At 57.9% G+C, this 17,953-nt stretch carries 11 protein-coding genes and 3 tRNA genes; 11 read left to right on the top strand and 3 right to left on the bottom strand.

Annotation, left to right across the window (positions count from 1 at the left end):
- Positions 1-22: 22 nt before the first annotated feature.
- Entirely contained in the window at positions 23-904 is an 882-nt protein-coding gene (locus PMI26_RS15255; protein ID WP_007974705.1) for an esterase/lipase family protein, read from the bottom strand.
- A 338-nt stretch (positions 905-1,242) separates the two neighbouring features.
- On the opposite strand from PMI26_RS15255, the gene PMI26_RS15250 reads away from it, so the two are divergent.
- Positions 1,243-2,307 carry a hypothetical protein gene (locus tag PMI26_RS15250; protein ID WP_007974707.1) on the top strand — a complete coding sequence of 355 codons (1,065 nt, stop codon included), beginning with the start codon at positions 1,243-1,245 and terminating at the stop codon, positions 2,305-2,307.
- A gap of 57 nt (positions 2,308-2,364) precedes the next feature.
- Here PMI26_RS15250 and PMI26_RS15245 read toward each other — a convergent pair whose 3' ends face one another.
- A complete protein-coding gene (locus PMI26_RS15245; protein ID WP_007974708.1) occupies positions 2,365-3,444 on the bottom strand; it encodes a 3-deoxy-7-phosphoheptulonate synthase in 1,080 nt (359 codons plus the stop codon).
- Positions 3,445-4,072: 628 nt separating this feature from the next.
- Between PMI26_RS15245 and PMI26_RS15240 the strand changes: the two genes are divergently transcribed.
- From PMI26_RS15240 to PMI26_RS15200, 9 genes are all read left to right on the top strand, one after another.
- Entirely contained in the window at positions 4,073-4,831 is a 759-nt protein-coding gene (locus PMI26_RS15240; protein WP_007974712.1) for a carbon-nitrogen hydrolase family protein, read from the top strand.
- Positions 4,831-5,265 (top strand): GNAT family N-acetyltransferase, encoded by a 435-nt coding sequence (locus tag PMI26_RS15235; RefSeq protein WP_007974714.1) that lies wholly within the window; start codon positions 4,831-4,833, stop codon positions 5,263-5,265. Before PMI26_RS15240 ends, PMI26_RS15235 begins: the two co-directional genes overlap by 1 nt.
- A 136-nt stretch (positions 5,266-5,401) precedes the next feature.
- Positions 5,402-6,043 (top strand): response regulator transcription factor GacA, encoded by a 642-nt coding sequence (gacA, locus tag PMI26_RS15230; RefSeq protein WP_008015884.1) that lies wholly within the window; start codon positions 5,402-5,404, stop codon positions 6,041-6,043.
- A 2-nt stretch (positions 6,044-6,045) separates the two neighbouring features.
- A complete protein-coding gene (gene uvrC / locus PMI26_RS15225; RefSeq protein WP_007974717.1) occupies positions 6,046-7,869 on the top strand; it encodes an excinuclease ABC subunit UvrC in 1,824 nt (607 codons plus the stop codon).
- 32 nt (positions 7,870-7,901) lie between these two features.
- Entirely contained in the window at positions 7,902-8,462 is a 561-nt protein-coding gene (gene pgsA, locus PMI26_RS15220) for a CDP-diacylglycerol--glycerol-3-phosphate 3-phosphatidyltransferase (RefSeq protein WP_007974720.1), read from the top strand.
- Positions 8,463-8,525: 63 nt separating this feature from the next.
- Positions 8,526-8,601, top strand: a tRNA-Gly gene (locus PMI26_RS15215).
- A gap of 47 nt (positions 8,602-8,648) precedes the next feature.
- Positions 8,649-8,722 (top strand) — tRNA-Cys (locus PMI26_RS15210).
- A 194-nt stretch (positions 8,723-8,916) separates the two neighbouring features.
- Positions 8,917-9,003, top strand: a tRNA-Leu gene (locus PMI26_RS15205).
- A gap of 506 nt (positions 9,004-9,509) precedes the next feature.
- Positions 9,510-10,208, top strand: coding sequence for a response regulator (locus PMI26_RS15200; protein ID WP_007974721.1), 699 nt, complete (start codon positions 9,510-9,512; stop codon positions 10,206-10,208).
- Here PMI26_RS15200 and PMI26_RS15195 read toward each other — a convergent pair whose 3' ends face one another.
- Positions 10,209-11,696, bottom strand: a complete 1,488-nt coding sequence (locus tag PMI26_RS15195) for a sensor histidine kinase (protein ID WP_007974723.1) — start codon at positions 11,694-11,696, stop codon at positions 10,209-10,211.
- A 73-nt stretch (positions 11,697-11,769) separates the two neighbouring features.
- On the opposite strand from PMI26_RS15195, the gene PMI26_RS15190 reads away from it, so the two are divergent.
- Positions 11,770-17,715, top strand: coding sequence for a peroxidase family protein (locus tag PMI26_RS15190; RefSeq protein ID WP_007974725.1), 5,946 nt, complete (start codon positions 11,770-11,772; stop codon positions 17,713-17,715).
- The last annotated feature ends 238 nt before the right edge of the window (positions 17,716-17,953 follow it).

Raw genomic sequence — 17,953 nt, forward strand, 5'->3', positions numbered from 1 at the left:
GGGATTCACGGCGGGCAGCCCCTCAAAGGCCGGCGGCGCTCAGGCGCTCGGCATGCTGGACATAGAGGTCGACCGGGTCGACACCTGTGCGCAACTGGCCCGCCGGCTGGCCAAGGGTGTCCAGATGATCCAGCGCATAGTCGGAGCGGATAACCGTGCCCAGATGAGAGCTGAAGCGACCGACCAGACCGTCGTTCTGCCCGGCTTCCGTGACGAAATAGCCGGAAAGAACTCGACAGAAAGCGTTGAGCGGATCGAGCGCATTGAGCCCCTCCTTGAGCACATTCGACTGCACTATGCCGCTCCACGAGTAGTAACGAACACCGTTGACCCGTTCGCTACCCTTGCCACCCCAGGTGGCGGGCAGCCCTTGCGGGTACTTGTCATTGAAGGCGCCTACGCCCTCGGTGGTCAGTGCATTGAGGGCGGCAATGGCGTTCTGCGGCTGGTACTGGTTGTCGCTCAGGGTCGCGAGGAAGTCGGCGAAGAGGGTCACCACCGTCTCGGCCACATGTTCCGGCAGACGACCCGGAGTCAATGCCTTGCGCAGGAAATCGGCGATCTCCGAGCCATGGTTCGGCCCGCTGACGGAAGTCACCGATGCCACACAGTGTGGCGCAACCGCTGCAGCATAACGTGCGGCCAGTGCACCCTGGCTATGGCCGATGAGGTTGACTTTGTGTGCACCGGTTCCTTCCAGTACCCGCTCGATCTGTGCGAGCAATTGGTTACCGCGTACTTCGTTGTCGTGGATGGCCGACAAGTGGGGAACGAACACCCTTGCTCCGGCGTTCCTCAGCGCCTGCCTGATGTCGTGAAACAGCTCGAACTTGCCGATTCTTTCGAAGCCGAAAAGGCCGTGGATCAGCAGTATGGGATAACGAGTGCTTGCATTCCTTTGCATATTCACACCTTTGCACAGAAGTTCGTCGGGACTGCATGGCGCTTCACTCTAAAACACTCGAGGTTGGCGCGATGTATGAAAAGTCCGCCGAAACCTCCGGAAAACGGAATAGAGCAAGTGCGAATGCTCAAGATTTGCTGAGGCTTTAGTCGGAATCGTTTGACGATTTTTCACGGCAATCAGCTGGCTCTTGATCAAAGACCTACTTCATATGTATCGACTTTCCGAGCGAAGCTGAGTGAGAGGCCGACATCACGACGGATAGTCGTGAGGTTAAATAGACGTCATCCAAAGCCGGCCACCCGTTCGGTATTTATTCCAGGGAATGGAGCGAATGAATGACAGTTTATGAACCCGATACCTTGAATCTCGTACTGCAACCCTTGCCCCCGCCCGTATTGGAGCAGGCGGAAAACGGCGTTCTGAACCCCACTGACCGAAAAGCCGTAATCAGGGTCCGCCCTTACCCAGGCATGACCTGCGGCGACAAATTGCTATTGAATTGGGTGGGGCTGGATGCCGATGGCCTCGCCTGCAATCATCAGGTGACGCGTTTTGTCAGTGACGACCGGGTCGGTGAGGACATGATCTTTGCCGTGGGTAGCACTTATATCGAGGCGCTCGACGGTGGTTCACTGGAAATCAGCTATTCGCTCTTGAGCAGTCGTTTTACCGGGCTCGTGCATTCCCATCGTCTACAGCTGTGTGTGGGTGATGTGCAGTCAGACCTGTTACCCGCGACGGTGAGCGACGCGGTGGGTAGAACGCTTGATCCGGATCGGGTCAGGGAAGGGGCGATCGTTACAATCAAGCCCTATGCGCGCATGACGGCGGGCGACTGGGTGTTGCTGACCTGGGCTGGCGTTTCGGTTGAAGCAAGTTTCAGTGATGCACTCAAGGTCGAGTCCTTTGCGGTGGGGGGCGAACTGTCGTTTTGGGTCAGCCCGGAGTGCGTTGCGCTCAATCTGGGTTCCTCGGTTTCCGTCGATTATTGCGTCAAGCAAGCAAGCCAGGGGCCTCGTTACTCTGAAGCAACGACACTGATGATTGGCAAGATGGAGCGGGGACCACTGCCAGCCCCCATGGTGCTGGAAGCCGACGAAGGTTGGGTGGATCTGCTTGATGCGCAGGATGGCGTGACCGTCGTCATCGAAAACCCCAGGGCTGAAAAAGGGGAGTTGGTCTGCCTGAGATGCGACGGGGAGAAATTCAATCACTGTGACGAGCGCGAAATCACCAGAGACACCGCAGGCGAGCCGTTGATATTCATCGTTCCCTACCGGTTCTGGAGGGAGCATCGAGATTCTGCGATCCGTGTTTCCTGTTCGGTCGAGCGTCTTGATAACACCTCTCAGCAATCCGGGGTGACACAGGTTCAGGTGCAATCCCTGATGGGACATTGATCGCTATTTGCCCTCCAGTCTTCACACGAAGACCGGAGGGCGGACAGGTGATGCCGGTTATTGGGCGTTGTCTTGCACTCGCAGCCGATCTGCCGCTTCAAGCAACAGTTGTTCTGTCCCGGCCCAACCAAGGCAGCCATCGGTCACTGACACGCCGTATTGCATTGACGAACTCAACGGCTGACAGCCCTCGAACAAATGGCTCTCGATCATCATGCCGATCAGTGAGCGATCACCTTGCAGGCGCTGTTCAAGCACATCGTTGAACACGGCCGGCTGGCGCAATGGGTCTTTGCCACTGTTGGCGTGACTGCAATCGACCATGATCCGGGCAGGAATCCTGAGCCGGGCCAGGTCAGTGTTCACCCGGGCGATACTGGCGCTGTCGTAGTTCGGCCCGCGATGGCCGCCGCGCAATACCAGGTGAGTGTCCGCATTGCCCGGGGTTTGAATGATCGCCGGATGGCCCTGGCTGTCGACACCGAAATGGCGGTGCGGATGGGCGGCGGAACGCATGGCGTCGCTGGCGACAGCGACACCGCCGTCAGTCCCGTTCTTGAACCCGACAGGCATGCCCAGGCCACTGGCCATTTCCCGATGGATCTGCGACTCCGTGGTCCGGGCGCCAATTGCCACCCAGCTCAACAGGTCGTCGAAGTAGCCGGCGGCCATCGGTTGCAGCAGTTCAGTGGCGACGGGCAAGCCCAGTCGGAGCATTTCGCGCATCAGCTCACGGGACAGCGTCAGGCCTGCGGCCATGTCATCGCTGCCATCCAGGTGCGGATCGTAGGCCAGGCCTTTCCAGCCAACCGTGGTACGGGGTTTTTCGACGTAGGCGCGCATCACCAGGAGCATTTCGTCACTGACTTCGGTGGCGAGGCGGGCAAGGTTGCCGGCGTATTCGAGGGCTGATTCCGGATCGTGGATCGAGCATGGGCCTACGATCACCAGCAGACGGGAGTCTTCACCGTTGAGGATCGCGCGAACCGCCTGGCGGTGGGTGGCGACTTGCTGGGTCAGGAGGTTGCCGAGGGGCAATTGCTGTTTGAGTTGCAATGAGCTGGGCAGACGCAGGGTCAGCGCTTCATTGGCAGGGCTCAAGGTGGACAGCGGCAGTGCGGAGACGGACGAGTTCATATTCAAGGCTTCCTGGGCTGGTGGCGGGTTCGTGCCCGCGCGCTCGGCCCTACTGGGGTGTTCGACAATTGGCCAGACTGGCTGTGTGTGTGTGCTTGCCACCTGTGGGTGACCGATCGGAGGCGGCAGGCTGTCCCGAGCGGAGGGTGGTAAATCGCCAGGCGGTAAAACTGTCGTAACGGTAATAAGTGGCGTAGTTCATGTTGTGAATCCTCTGAATGTCTGGTGTGTCGCTAAAAGTGTTGGGGCTGAAAAAAACAAAACCCCCGGTCGGGAGGCCGACCGGGGGTTGAGAATTCTCTGGTGGCGACCCGTTTAAAGTGGGCGCCGTGTGGGTATCAGGCGCGCCAGTGGCTAAACCAATACCCAAAATAAAAGCTGACCGGAGCACAACCGTCGTTCACCCGGGCAGCCGCAGCCGAGCGCAGGGCGCTGGCGGAACGAAGCTGTGAGAGGGTGTTGAACATGGTCTGTCTCCGATGGATGGGTCGAGCTTACTAGAGGCCGGTGCGCAGATTCAATCAGAAAATGCTATTGGCCGGCGACAGGGTTTTCTATCGCTTGAGTGGCCTGAAGGTTGTGACAAACTCTGCGTCTGTTCGAAAACACATCGACACAAGGACGCTTCATGTTTCCGCTGACCATCGCCGCAGCCCAATCGATCTCCATCGCCGGAGACCTTGCCGGCAATATCGCCAGGCACCAACGCTTCATCGAGGCAGCCGCGGAGCAGGGCGTGCAGTTGCTGGTGTTCCCTGAGCTGTCGCTGACCGGCTACGAAGGCAGGCTCGCGGCCGAACTGGCCATTGTGCCGGATGCCGCCATCCTGCAACCGCTGCGGGACCTCGCCCGGGCAGTCGGTGTGACGGCGGTTGTCGGTATGCCGATTAGGCTGTCGGATAACTCGCCGGTCCTGATCGGTGCACTGGTGCTGGGGGCCGATGGTTCGCTTGGGGTCTACAGCAAGCAGCATCTGCACCCCGGAGAAGAAGTGGCGTTTGCACCGGGCACCGGGGGTGAACCCCTGACCATCGGGACAGACACGATTGCACTGGCGGTCTGCGCCGACTTTTCACACGCCAGCCATGCCGCCGCTGCGGCGTGCCAGGGTGCAGGTGTCTACGCCGCAGGCGTGCTGATCTCGGAAAACGGCTACGTCGCGGATACCGCGTTGCTGCAAGGCTATGCCGCGCAGCACGCCATGGTGGTGTTGATGGCCAATCATGGTGGCGCGACAGGTGGCTGGGTGTCGGCAGGACGCAGCGCGATCTGGGCGTCGGACGGTTTGTTGATTGCCGCCGCCACCGGTACTGGCAGCCAGATGGTTGTGGCCCGGCGCAACAGCGAGGGCTGGAGCGGGGAAGTCGTCGCCGTGGAGCTGGCGTGATGGACTGCGCATGGCGTGCGGCCACGCCAGAGGACCTGGCCTTTGCCCGCCATCTGACCTGTAAAAACATGCTGCGATACTACATTCGGCACGACCTGATGTGGCAGGACGAAGCGTTTGACGTGGCCTGGGCAGGGCGGGACAACCGCTTGCTGACAAGCGGCGATCAGTTGTTGGGTTATGTGAGCTTGAGCCGTGATGCCAGAGCGTTGTACATCCGCGAACTGCAAGTCGTCGAAGCGTTTCGCGGGCTGGGCATTGGTTCCTGGACAATCGATCAGGTACTGTCAGTCGCGTACCAGGAACGGCGACCGGCGTTACGCTTGACGGTTTTTGAAAATAACCCGGCGCGGGCGTTGTACGAGCGCAAAGGATTCACCGTGGTGGGTCAGGATGAATGTTTCCTGAGAATGCAGCTTGATATCAATCCATGACATTGCCGCAACGCGTTTGCGACCAGCCTTTCAAGATGAATTGAAACTTTTAATCTGATGCTTTCCGCTAGGTCTGCCAGATGCTTTTTGCTAAGGTGTCTGGCAACCCAATAAGACCATATCGCGAGGTGTCTGCTTGATTAGGGTGCTAGTAGTCGATGACCATGATCTCGTTCGTACAGGCATTACACGAATGCTGGCTGACATCGATGGCCTGCAAGTAGTCGGCCAGGCCGAGTCGGGTGAAGAATCCCTGCTCAAGGCGCGTGAGCTGAAACCCGATGTAGTGTTGATGGACGTCAAGATGCCGGGTATCGGCGGTCTTGAGGCCACTCGCAAATTATTGCGCAGTCATCCGGATATCAAGGTCGTCGCGGTGACCGTGTGTGAAGAGGACCCGTTTCCTACGCGGCTGTTGCAAGCCGGTGCGGCAGGATACCTGACCAAGGGGGCAGGTTTGCCGGAAATGGTCCAGGCCATCCGCCTGGTGTTTGCCGGGCAACGCTACATCAGCCCGCAAATTGCCCAGCAACTGGCGATCAAGTCCTTCCAGCCCACCAACGACTCGCCTTTCGATGCCCTGTCCGAGCGGGAAATCCAGATCGCGCTGATGATTGTCGGCTGCCAGAAAGTACAGATCATTTCCGACAAATTGTGCCTGTCCCCGAAAACCGTGAACACCTACCGTTACCGCATCTTCGAAAAGCTTTCGATCAGCAGTGATGTCGAGTTGACGCTGTTGGCGGTGCGTCATGGCATGGTCGACGCCAGCCTCTGAAAATGACCGAAACCTTTGATCCGAGCGCCTTTCTGTCGACCGTCAGCGGCCGCCCCGGCGTGTACCGCATGTTCGACAGCGAAGCGCGGTTGCTTTACGTCGGCAAGGCGAAAAACCTCAAGAATCGCCTGTCGAGTTACTTTCGCAAGACCGGGCTTGCCCCCAAGACCGCCGCACTGGTCGCACGTATTGCCCAGGTTGAAACGACGATCACCGCCAACGAAACCGAAGCCTTGCTGCTCGAGCAGACGCTGATCAAGGAATGGCGCCCGCCCTATAACATCCTGCTGCGCGACGACAAATCCTACCCCTATGTCTTTCTCTCCGACGGAGAGTTTCCGCGCCTGAGCATTCATCGCGGTGCGAAAAAGGCCAAGGGCAAGTATTTCGGTCCTTACCCCAGCGCCGGCGCGATCCGCGAAAGCCTGAGCCTGCTGCAAAAGACGTTTTTCGTTCGGCAATGCGAAGACAGCTATTACAAGAACCGCACCCGTCCTTGCCTGCAATACCAGATCAAACGCTGCAAGGCGCCCTGCGTCGGGCTGGTGGAGCCCCAGGTGTACGCCGAAGATGTGCGCCACTCGGTGATGTTTCTTGAGGGGCGCAGCAATGCGCTGACTGACGAGTTGTCTGCCGGGATGGAAGAGGCGGCGATCAATCTGGAGTTCGAGCGAGCGGCCGAGCTGCGGGACCAGATTGCGTTGCTGCGCCGGGTCCAGGACCAACAGAGCATGGAAGGCGGGACCGGGGACGTCGATGTGATCGCCGCATTCGTCAACCCGGGCGGCGCCTGTGTGCACTTGATCAGCGTGCGGGGCGGGCGGGTGTTGGGCAGCAAGAACTTCTTCCCTCAAGTCGGTATTGAAGAAGACGTTTCTGAAGTCATGGCCGCGTTTCTCGGCCAATACTTCATCAGCAGCCCTGAGCGCGACTTGCCCAGCGAGTTGATCGTCAATGTGGTCCACGAAGACTTTCCAACACTGATTGCGGCCATCGACGAGTTACGCGGTCGTGAACTGACCATCAGCCATCGCGTGCGTGGCACGCGAGCACGCTGGCAGCAATTGGCGGTGACCAATGCCGAGCAGGCGCTGAGTGCGCGCCTGGCGAATCGTCAGCACATTACGGCGCGCTTCGACGCACTGGCCGAGGTGCTGAAACTGGATGAGCCTCCACAACGCCTGGAGTGCTACGACATCAGTCACTCCAGTGGCGAGGCGACAGTGGCGTCCTGCGTGGTCTTCGGCCCCGAAGGCCCGATCAAGTCCGACTACCGCCGGTACAACATCGAGGGCGTTACGGCCGGCGATGATTACGCGGCGATGCACCAGGCGTTGACCCGACGCTTCAGCAAACTGAAGGACGGGGAGGGCAAGCTGCCGGATATCCTGCTGGTGGATGGCGGTAAAGGCCAGTTGTCCATGGCTCGCGACGTGCTTGATGAACTGGCCGTACCTGATCTGATCCTGCTCGGCGTGGCAAAAGGCGCGACGCGCAAGGCCGGTTTCGAAACCCTGTACCTGAACGACGCAGCGCATGAATTCACCTTGCGTGGCGATTCTCCCGCGCTGCATCTGATCCAGCAGATTCGCGACGAAGCCCACAGATTTGCCATCACCGGGCACCGCGCCCGGCGTGGAAAAACCCGTCGGACGTCTACACTGGAAGGCGTCGCTGGCGTCGGTCCGACACGTCGGCGGGATTTGTTGAAACATTTTGGTGGATTGCAGGAGCTGTCTCGTGCAAGCATCGAAGAAATTGCCAAAGCCCCCGGGATCAGTAAAAAGCTCGCAGAGTTGATTTATGCAAATCTGCACAGCGAGTAGAATGCCCCCTCACCTCGTAGCCAGTTGTGCCGATGAATATCCCTAATCTGATTACCGTTCTACGCGTTCTGCTCATTCCGATCTTTATTTTGTTGTTCTACCTGCCTTACCACTGGAGCTTCGTGGCTTCCGCCTCGGTCTTCGCCTTTGCTGCCGCCACCGACTGGCTGGACGGGTACCTGGCCCGCCGCCTGGAACAAAGCACACCGTTCGGGGCTTTTCTCGATCCGGTTGCCGACAAGCTGATGGTGGCGGTTGCACTGGTACTGTTGGTGCAGGAACACGGAAACCTGTGGCTCACGCTGCCGGCTGCCGTGATCATCGGTCGCGAGATTGTCGTCTCGGCACTGCGCGAATGGATGGCCGAACTGGGCGCACGTGCCCACGTCGCCGTATCGAACCTTGGCAAATGGAAAACCGCCGCGCAAATGCTCGCGCTGGTGATCCTGCTGGCCAATCCCAAGGATTTCAGTTTCTGGGTCTTGCTGGGCTACACCTTGCTGATGGTGTCGGCCGGCCTGACTTTGTGGTCGATGGTCCAGTACCTGCGGGCTGCCTGGCCACATCTGAAGACCGACGTTGAAAAGAAATAAAACTTTTTTGAATCAAAGGGTTGACGGGGCTTCTGGATTCTATAGAATGCGCCACACCAAGACGCGGGAATAGCTCAGTTGGTAGAGCACGACCTTGCCAAGGTCGGGGTCGCGAGTTCGAGTCTCGTTTCCCGCTCCAAGTTTGTACGCATTTGATGTCGCGCTACTAGATATCAAATGTTTTGAGGCCGAGTAGCAAAATGGTTATGCAGCGGATTGCAAATCCGCCTACGCCGGTTCGATTCCGACCTCGGCCTCCACTAATAAACAAGCTCCGTAGATCTATGATTTACGGAGCTTTTTTATTTGCAGTAGCCTGCAAGATTTAGTCTTGAAAAGGGTATTTGCGAACTTGCTTCACCGGGGCGGGATGTATATATTTCCACCTCTGCTGCACAGGCGTCAGAACTGCCAGATCGTTATTTGGCAAACCTGGACGTTTCACCGCGCTACCGCCCGAATGGCGAAACTGGTAGACGCATGGGACTTAAAATCCCCCGCTCGTAAGGGCGTGCCGGTTCGATTCCGGCTTCGGGCACCATATATATCAAGGGTTTGCGAGCGAAAGCTGGGCAAACCCTTGTTCGTTTCTGGTCCGCAATTATTGACTTGCCCCGCAATTCACTTGGTTCGCGAGACGTTTTCTCCCTTTCGGCTACAGATGTATTGCTCGGTCATTACACGGTCGTATGTCCAGTCTAATCGCTGACCTGCAAAATTTCGAAAAATTTGATTTGTGGAGTGCCTGCCGCACTGAATCCTGAGCGTAGGAGAGCGACTGTTGGTCGGATAAAGATGTATCCGGGTTTTATGAGGTTGTCTTTTTTTTGGCGTTTTTAGAGGCGTTTAAAAACAATAGGTTGCGGTGTAAATATTTGTATGTTTGTAACGTCGATTATTTGTTGACGATCGACTTTTATCAGACTTAAGTCTGATTTTCGAACACCCGGAGCCTGGGACACACGACGGGTGACCGGTGTGATCCCGGGTTTCCTGCTATTAATCAATGATCTGTCGTTCGAGTGCTAATCCTTTCGGGAGCGCGTCATGAATCCGTTCATTCGTATTTGCATTGTCGACGACCACCCGTTGTTGCGTGAGGGCGTTGCCAACATATTGAAAAGACGGGCGGACCTGCAGGTCGTGGAGCAGGGCGCCAACGCGGATGAGGCCAGGGAAATTGCCCAGAGGGTGCGTCCGGATGTGATGCTGATGGACGTCAATATGCCGGGTGATGTTTTCGCCGCGGTGCGGTTCATTTCCACTGAACTGTCGGATGTGAAGGTGCTGATGCTCACGGTTTCAGAGTCCGAAAATGACGCCTTTTTGGCGCTGGAGGCCGGCGCGCTCGGGTATGTGTTGAAAGGTGTCAGCGGACCGGAGCTGGTCTTGGCGATCCGGTTGGTTGCCAAGGGGCAGACTTATATCACCCCTGATTTTGTCAACAAGCTGCTGAGTAACTTCAAGACACACGCAGCGGAGATTCACACGTTTGATCTGACCTTGCGCGAGGAGCAGGTTATTTATGAAGTTTCCAAGGGCCTGACCAATAGAGAGGTTGCGTCAAAGCTGTTGATCAGCGAAAAAACCGTCAAGCACTACATGACCTGTGTGATGCAGAAACTGCATGCCCGAAATCGTGTTGAAGCGGTCGCGGCCCTACGGTATTACAGGGAGCGCGAAGCCCTCGGGCGATTTCACATAGGCGTAGGGAAAACATCAGTCGATGCCCGGACCCGCTTCTGACTAAAGTTTGAACTGTGCATTGACCGACGTCCCTGAGGTACAAGAGTCGATACTGAACAACCCGCCCAGCGATTCAACGCGATAACGCAAACCGGCGAGGCCCAATCGGGTTCTGCCGGATGTATCGAGTTGCATGGCGTCCGCCGCCATACCCGGACCACTGTCCCTGACGCTGATATTTAATACCTGATCAATGTATTGCGCCTGGATGACCTGGCCCTCGCCGTTGGCATGACGGTAAGCATTGTTGAGGGTTTCCTGGACAAAACGGTACAAACAGAGTTTGAGCGGCAGCGGCGTGGCCTCTGGTAGCGGCCCCAGGGCCAGGGTGACCCTGGTGCCGGTGCGTTGCTCGTGCCGTTGCGCCACCAGCTGCAACTCTTCCACCAGGCTCAGGTCGTTGATTTCCGGAAGTGCCAGACCTCGTGATAAATCGCGGACCTCCCGCAATGCGTCGGTGGCGGCACCACGAATGGTTTCCAGCGCCTCCTGATCGACAGCCGGACCGTTATCGGCCAACTCGTCGAGCCAGATCAGAATCAAGGTCAATAACTGCGCCGGCCCATCGTGCAGGTCTGCACCAATGCGCCGCAAGTTGAGTTCGTTGATCCGGGAAAACTCCTGGGTCGCCGTCGCCATCTTGCGCTGGAGTGCGGCGTTGCTGATACGCAGGCGAGTTTGCTCCAACAGCCGTAAGCGCAGTGCCACTTGCTGTTGCTCGATAATCTTGTCGCCGCGTCGCACGATGAAAAAAAGCAGCGTCAGCATTGCCAACGTCGCTGCGCCAACGACCATCCATACCTGCTGTCGGACGCGGTTGATTTCACGCTCCAGACTTTCGGCCCTTTCATAAAACTCGCCCACCGCGATCACTTTCCTGGTGTTGAAATCCCGCAGCGGGGCGTAGATCTCATAGAGCGGCAGGTTGAGCTTGCGCTCGAACTCGTTTTCATCCTGGCTCAGCTCTTCAAGGTCGGTGACCACGTTTCCCTTGAGCGCCTCGGAGATCTCGTCTGTTGGGAAGACGCGATTGGTGATGGCTTTATTCGTGCTGTAGACGACCGTGCCATCCGCTCGCCAGATCTTGATCGAGACAATGTGCTGGTTCAGCGAACTGTTTTCCATGAGGCGGTCCAGGGATTTGACACTTTCATCCGAGAGGTTTTCGTCCCGCCCCATCTCCTGCACATAGGGCTCCAGAAACGCTTCCATGTAGTGGGCGCCTGCTTCTGCCGCGCTTTGCACCGCAGCACTTTCTATTCGTTCGCTCACCAGTTTGCCGACGAAGAACATGGTCAGCCCCAGGATCACCGCAGCGGCAATGACAAATTGGGCCGAGCGGCTCAGCTTGCGCGTCTGGGCCTTTATCCGGGTGCGCCAGATTCCCTTGCGAGCCCCATCGGAACCAGCGGCTGGTCCGACCAAAGTCTCAGTCTCGTCCGCTATGAAAGTCTCGTTTTTTGATTCGACTTTTGCATCTTTTTCCATCGGGTTGGTTCCCTGAACATAGTGATATGTCGGCTGGAAATCCCTGCAACTCAAAGTACGTCTGGAGATTGCCATGTATGAGCTAAAGCGCTTCACCCTCAATCAAAAAGATATTTCGTTTCTTGATCAGCAGGTTTCCTTTCCGACCATTCATGTCGTCGGTTACAACACCGCTGGAGATCCGCTCTACGGCTATCAGGGCTCGGATGGTAGTGTCCATGTGCTCGGTGTGCTGGGAAGTTTCAATCCGCTTGACGTGCCTCTTGGTGAAGCCATCTGGTACAACGGTGCCCGCGACCCGATCGGCTTGCGCAACGTCTCGGGGCACTTCAATAACATGACCCTGGATGGGCAGGCCTGGGGCAGTTTCGGCCAGAACTTCATACGCCTGACCCATTCGGACTACACACACTATGTCCAGCAGAATCTGAGCAATTCCGCATTGACGGGGGCGGGTGTCCCTGTGGGCGCTACGCCCATGATTGACAGTAGTTCACTGTATGGCGATCCGACAGCTTCACTGGTGGACTACACGCCACGGATGATCAGCCAGACCATCGTCAGTGGCGGAGTGACGTTTGCCACCGATGCCAACGGGCATATACAGCACACTGCCACGGGTGTTGCGATCGTCACGGATCCGGGAATCCTGGGTACCATTGGCGAAGTCGATACCACGTCGCCGGACTCCGGCCAGTATTACATCCGCAACCAGAATACTGTCGGCGGAGACCCGTCGACCACTGGCTGGTTCACCCTGTTTGGACAGTTCTTTGATCATGGGCTGGACTTCATCAACAAGCCCAATCAAAACGCCACGATCACTATTCCCCTTGCGCCGGACGACCCGCTGTACGGTTCGATCGGTCCGGATGGGCAGCCTGTGTACTCGATCAAGGTACACCGGGCCTCAGTCAGCGAGGTGGACGGGCAGGGACAGGCGCAATACGTCAACCTCGACTCGCCCTACATCGACCAGAACCAGACTTATGGCTCCAATGACGCGGTGACGCAATTGCTGCGTCAGTGGGTGGCGGATCCAAATCATCCAGGACAGTTCATTGCTGGCGCAGCGCTGTTCGATGGCACCACCTTGAGTGACGACGCGGCCTGGACCCTCAATGGCGTGTTGACCCACCAGACTTTGCCAACCCTGAGCGAACTGCGCGCCCATGTGCAGGCAACCGGCCGTGACGATCTGACCTGGGATGACATCAGCAATTTCCGGGTGCGTGATGCCAATGGTCATGTGTTGGACGCAGACCCCGGCACTCCCGGCGTGCAAGCGGTGTACACCCGTGAGGCGATCCTTCTGGATATGAATCCGCACTTCGATGATTTGCATATCGACCAAGCGAAACTGATGTCTCTGGATGCGCATATCACCAGTATTACCTTCGACGCGAACAACCCCTTCGGGATGGTCATCAACTACGATAACTCCGGACCGAAAAACCTGTTCAGTTTTGTCAATTTCGCCGACTTCTCCATCAGTGCCGCTGCGGGCAGTGCCGATTACGCGGTGGCCAACGAACTGCTGCTGCAATCGGTGGGCGACCACTACATTGCCGGCGACGGCAGGGTCAACGAAAACTTTGGCCTGACCGCGATCCATCACGTCTTCCATGAAGACCACAACGTACAACTGATCAATCTGCAAAACGAAGTGCTGGCCCAGACTGACGTTAACGTGCGTCACAACTGGCAGGTGCAGGTCAGCAATGGCAGTGGTGGTTTTTATACCGATGCCAACGGCAATTTCACCCAGGCGGATGGCCTTACGGTGTCCTGGGACCAGGATAAGCTGTTCTACGCCGCCAAGCTGACCGTGGAAATGGAGTACCAGCACGTTGCGATTGACCAGTACGCCCGGCTGATCACCCCGGATTTGCCAGAGTTCGTGACCTATGACTCGGGCATCAACGCCAATATTTCGCTCGAGTACGGCCAGGCAGCGTTCCGTTTCGGTCACTCGCAACTGCGCGAAACCATCGATGCCCTCGAGAAAAATGCCAGTGGTGGTTATGACCTGACCGGTGCGATCACCCACTATGCGCTTGAGCAGGCGTTCCTCAATCCCGGCGGTTTTGCCGAGGTAGGGCCGACGGCCATTGCCTTGGGCATGACCCGGCAGATCAGCAATGAGATCGACGAATTTGTCACCCCGGCCTTGCAACAAGGCCTGCTTGGTCAGCCGCTGGACCTGGCGACCATCAACCTGGCTCGTGGTCGCGACTTGGGCCTGCCTACCCTGAACCAGGCGCGTCAGCAGATTCACGATGCGCTCATCGAGGAAAGGGCGTCACCGGCAGGCGCGCAGCATCACACGAACCTGATCGTGGATGGCTTGACGCCCTATACCAGTTGGAGTGACTTCGCCAACAACATGATTCACCCCGAGTCATTGGTGAACTTCATCGCTGCCTATTCATTTGATGGTGACGTGGCCCATGCCCAGGCCATCATCGATGCCGATACCTCAGGTGTTACCACCAACTATGCCGGTGGCAGCGTCACGGCTGAAGAGGCGGCCTATTTCCTTTCCGGTGCGGCAGATGCCAACGGCAATCATGTGGCCGGTTACGACGGCTACAACGCGATTGATCTGTGGATCGGTGGCCTCGCGGAAAAACACGTCTACACCGGGCAACTGGGCACCACCTTCAACGCTATCTTCGAGGATCAGATGGAACGGTTGATGGATGGCGACCGTTTCTATTACCTGTTCCGCCTCGACCTCGGCTTGCCGGCGATGACCAACCTCAACGAACAGGTAGTGACCGAGCAATTCAAGGACATCATTGAACGCACCACCGATGCCCGGCACCTGGCCGGTGATGTATTCGGTTACGCCGACAGCTACATCGAACTGAGCAACACCGACTCCGGCGCGAGTGCGACGGCGTACAAGAGTGAACACAAATACGGCACGCTGATTGCGGCGAACCATGTCGGCGTTTACTCAACCGGTGGCACGGGCGGGATTGGCGGTAACGGCTTGCTGGTCAGCCTGACCAATCCGGAAACGCATACCGCTCAAACCTATATCCGTGACTACCGTCCGGACCAGGGCCTGAACCCTGATGGCACTGCGGCAGTGGGCTATAACTCGCACGAAGTATTGTCTGGCACCGACTATAACGACTGGCTCGACGCTGGCGATGGCGACGATACGATCTATGGCGAAGGTGGCGATGACATCCTCGATGGCAAGGCCGGTGCCGACCATATCTATGGCGGTGACGGCAACGATGTGATCTACGGCGGTGATATCGAAGACTTCCTCGATGGCGGTGAAGGGGACGACACCATCTATGCCGGGACCAGCGCAGGTGCCCTCGATGTGGTGATTGGCGGTAACGGTAACGATCACCTCTACGGTGAAGCCGGGATCGACGAGTTGTACGGTGGCGCCGGCAATGACTACATCGATGCCGGCGGCGACACTGATCTGGTGCATGGCGGAGACGGTAACGACGAGATCTACGGTGGCGATGGCCCGGACATTCTGTTCGGTGAGGACGGCGATGACATCATTTCCGGCGGTTCCACGGGTGACCAGGAGTTCGGAGGTGTCGGTGACGACATTCTGTTGCCTGGCCTGGGTGGCGCTCCGGGTCAAGGTGACGGCGATGAAGCCATTGGCGATGTGGGCTTCGATATCGCGGCCTTCAGCGATGTGAACATTGCCCTGGATGCGGCCGCAGACCTTAACAACCAGAACATCGTGGCGGCGCCGGGCACTGCTGTGCTGTTCCAGCCGTTCAACGCCTTGCTGACAGACATTGAGGGTTTGATCGGTTCACGCTTCAGTGATAGCCGTCCAAACACGACGACCCCGGCCAACCCTCTGGCGGGTCTGATCGGTAATGCCACGGAAAACTGGTTGATTGGCGGCAGTGGCAATGATGTCTCCCAAGGTAACGGCGGTAATGACGTGATCGTCGGTGACTCGATCAAACTCGCCGATCTGAATCACTTGCTCGCCAGTCAGGGGTTTGCCCAGCACTTTACTGGCCTGCAAGCGACCCGTCCGGACTTCATTCTGGGTGACAACCACGCAGCCCCAGGCACGGCCGACGGCGCAGCCGATGAAGCGCTGTACAGTGGCAATTTTGCCGACTACAGCATCACCAAGTTCACCGACACCCGGCCGGGTGGCGAGTTGATCACGGCGTTCAAAGTGGTGGATTTGCGGGTCGGCGCGGCGAATATCGATGGCACCGACATCGTGACTGGCATTGAAAAACTGCGTTTCGCCGACCGCACAGTCAACCTGAACATCACCAACAGTCTGCCAACCGGCAATGTGGTGCTGTCGGGGTTTGCCACTGCGCCGACCACACCTGGCCGTCCGGTGCCAGCTCAATACCGGCTGACCGCCAATACCTCGACCATACAGGACGCCGACGGCTTGCCTGCGCCAAGCGGGTTCAGCTTCCAATGGCAAGCACTGGTGGGCGCGGCCTGGATCAGTATTGCCGGGGCGAATGCCTCGACCTTTGCGCCCACCTCGGCGCAGTTCGGCCAGCAGCTTCGGGTCATCACCACTTACACCGACAACAACGGCACAGTGGAACAACTGACGTCCGACCCTTCGGAAGCGGTAGGGCGCTTCATCGAAGGCACCAACTTCTTCGGCAACACGCTCAATGGCACCAACTATCAGGACATCCTGATGGGGTACTCGGGCAACGACGTCCTTAATGGTGGCCTGGGCTCCGACTTGCTTGACGGCGGCAGCGGTAACGACACGATGCGGGGGAACGCCGGTAACGACATCTACAGGGTGGATGCCAATGGCGATACGGTTCAGGAAAATCTGAATGAAGGCACCGACACGGTCATGTCTTCGGTCAGCTACACCCTGGGTGCCAACGTCGAGAACCTGACATTGCTGGGGTCGAACAACAGTAACGGCACGGGTAACGGGCTGGACAACGTCATCCACGGCAATACCGGTAACAACCAACTTGGCGGCATGGCCGGCAACGACTCCGTCTTTGGTGAGGCAGGCAACGATACGCTGCTGGCATCGCTGAACGACGGCAACGACCAGTATGACGGCGGCGCGGGTACCGACACCTATGACTTATCGGCCACATCGGCGTCGGCCACGGTCGATTTGCTCCTCGGCACGTCAACCAGCACCCAGACCGGCAACGACTCCCTGACCGGCATCGAGAACGTCACCGGTAGTTCCGGCAATGATCACATCCAGGGCGACGGCGCGAATAACCTGCTGCAGGGCCAGGGCGGTGATGACTGGATGGACGCTGGCAGCGGTGACGACGTGCTGATTGGTGGGCAAGGCATTGACAGCCTGTTCGGTGGCCTTGGCAACGACACCTTCCGGGCGTCGGCCAATGACGGCAATGACAGCTACGACGGTGGTGGCGACACCGATACCTACGACCTGTCGGGGACCTCGGCCAACGCCACGGTCAACTTGTCTACTGGCCTGGCGAGCAGTTCGCAAACCGGTAGCGACACCTTGAGCGGCATCGAGAATGTTCTCGGCAGCAACGGCACCAACAGCTTGACCGGCAATAACGCCAACAATGCCCTGACCGGGCAAGGCGGCGTCGACACCCTCAGTGGTGGAGATGGCGCTGACACGCTGACAGGCAATGGCAACCGCGACATTTTGACTGGTGGGGCGGGGGCGGACATCTTCATGTTCAGCGCCATCAATGATTCGGGCACTTCGACCGCAAGCCGCGATGTGATCACCGACTTTGTGCAGGGAGCTGACCACATCGATCTGTCTCAGATCGATGCCCGGACCTCCGGCGCAGGTTCCGCCGGTAATCAGGACTTTGCCTTCCTCGGCGAGTGGAATGGTGTCGGCACTGAGTTCAGTAACCAAGCGCAATTGAAGTACCACTTCGCCAATGTCGGCGGGGTTGATCACACGTATGTGGAGGGCAATGTCAACAACGGTAATGGCGCTGATTTCCAAATCGATCTGGTCGGGCATGTCGCCCTGACAGCGAGCGATTTCGTCGGCGTGGCGTAAGGCTTAAAACCAAAAACGGCGCCCTCCTTTGAAGAGTGGCGCCGTTTTTTTATGGGGGTTCGGCTAGACCAGCTTTTTCCGCCATCAAACAATCTTTTGCGCAATTCGCTACTGCCCGGCTGCATGCGCTGCGGGGAACCGGTAAATTTCGACACGCTGCCTGAAACGGGCTTTACTGGAACAAAGCGTGCGGATTATCGAGGGCTGCGTGTTCTCGGCAGCCGGTACTGGCTGGGGG

The sequence above is a fragment of the Pseudomonas sp. GM33 genome (genome assembly GCF_000282295.1).
GTDB classification, from domain to species: domain Bacteria; phylum Pseudomonadota; class Gammaproteobacteria; order Pseudomonadales; family Pseudomonadaceae; genus Aquipseudomonas; species Aquipseudomonas laurylsulfatiphila.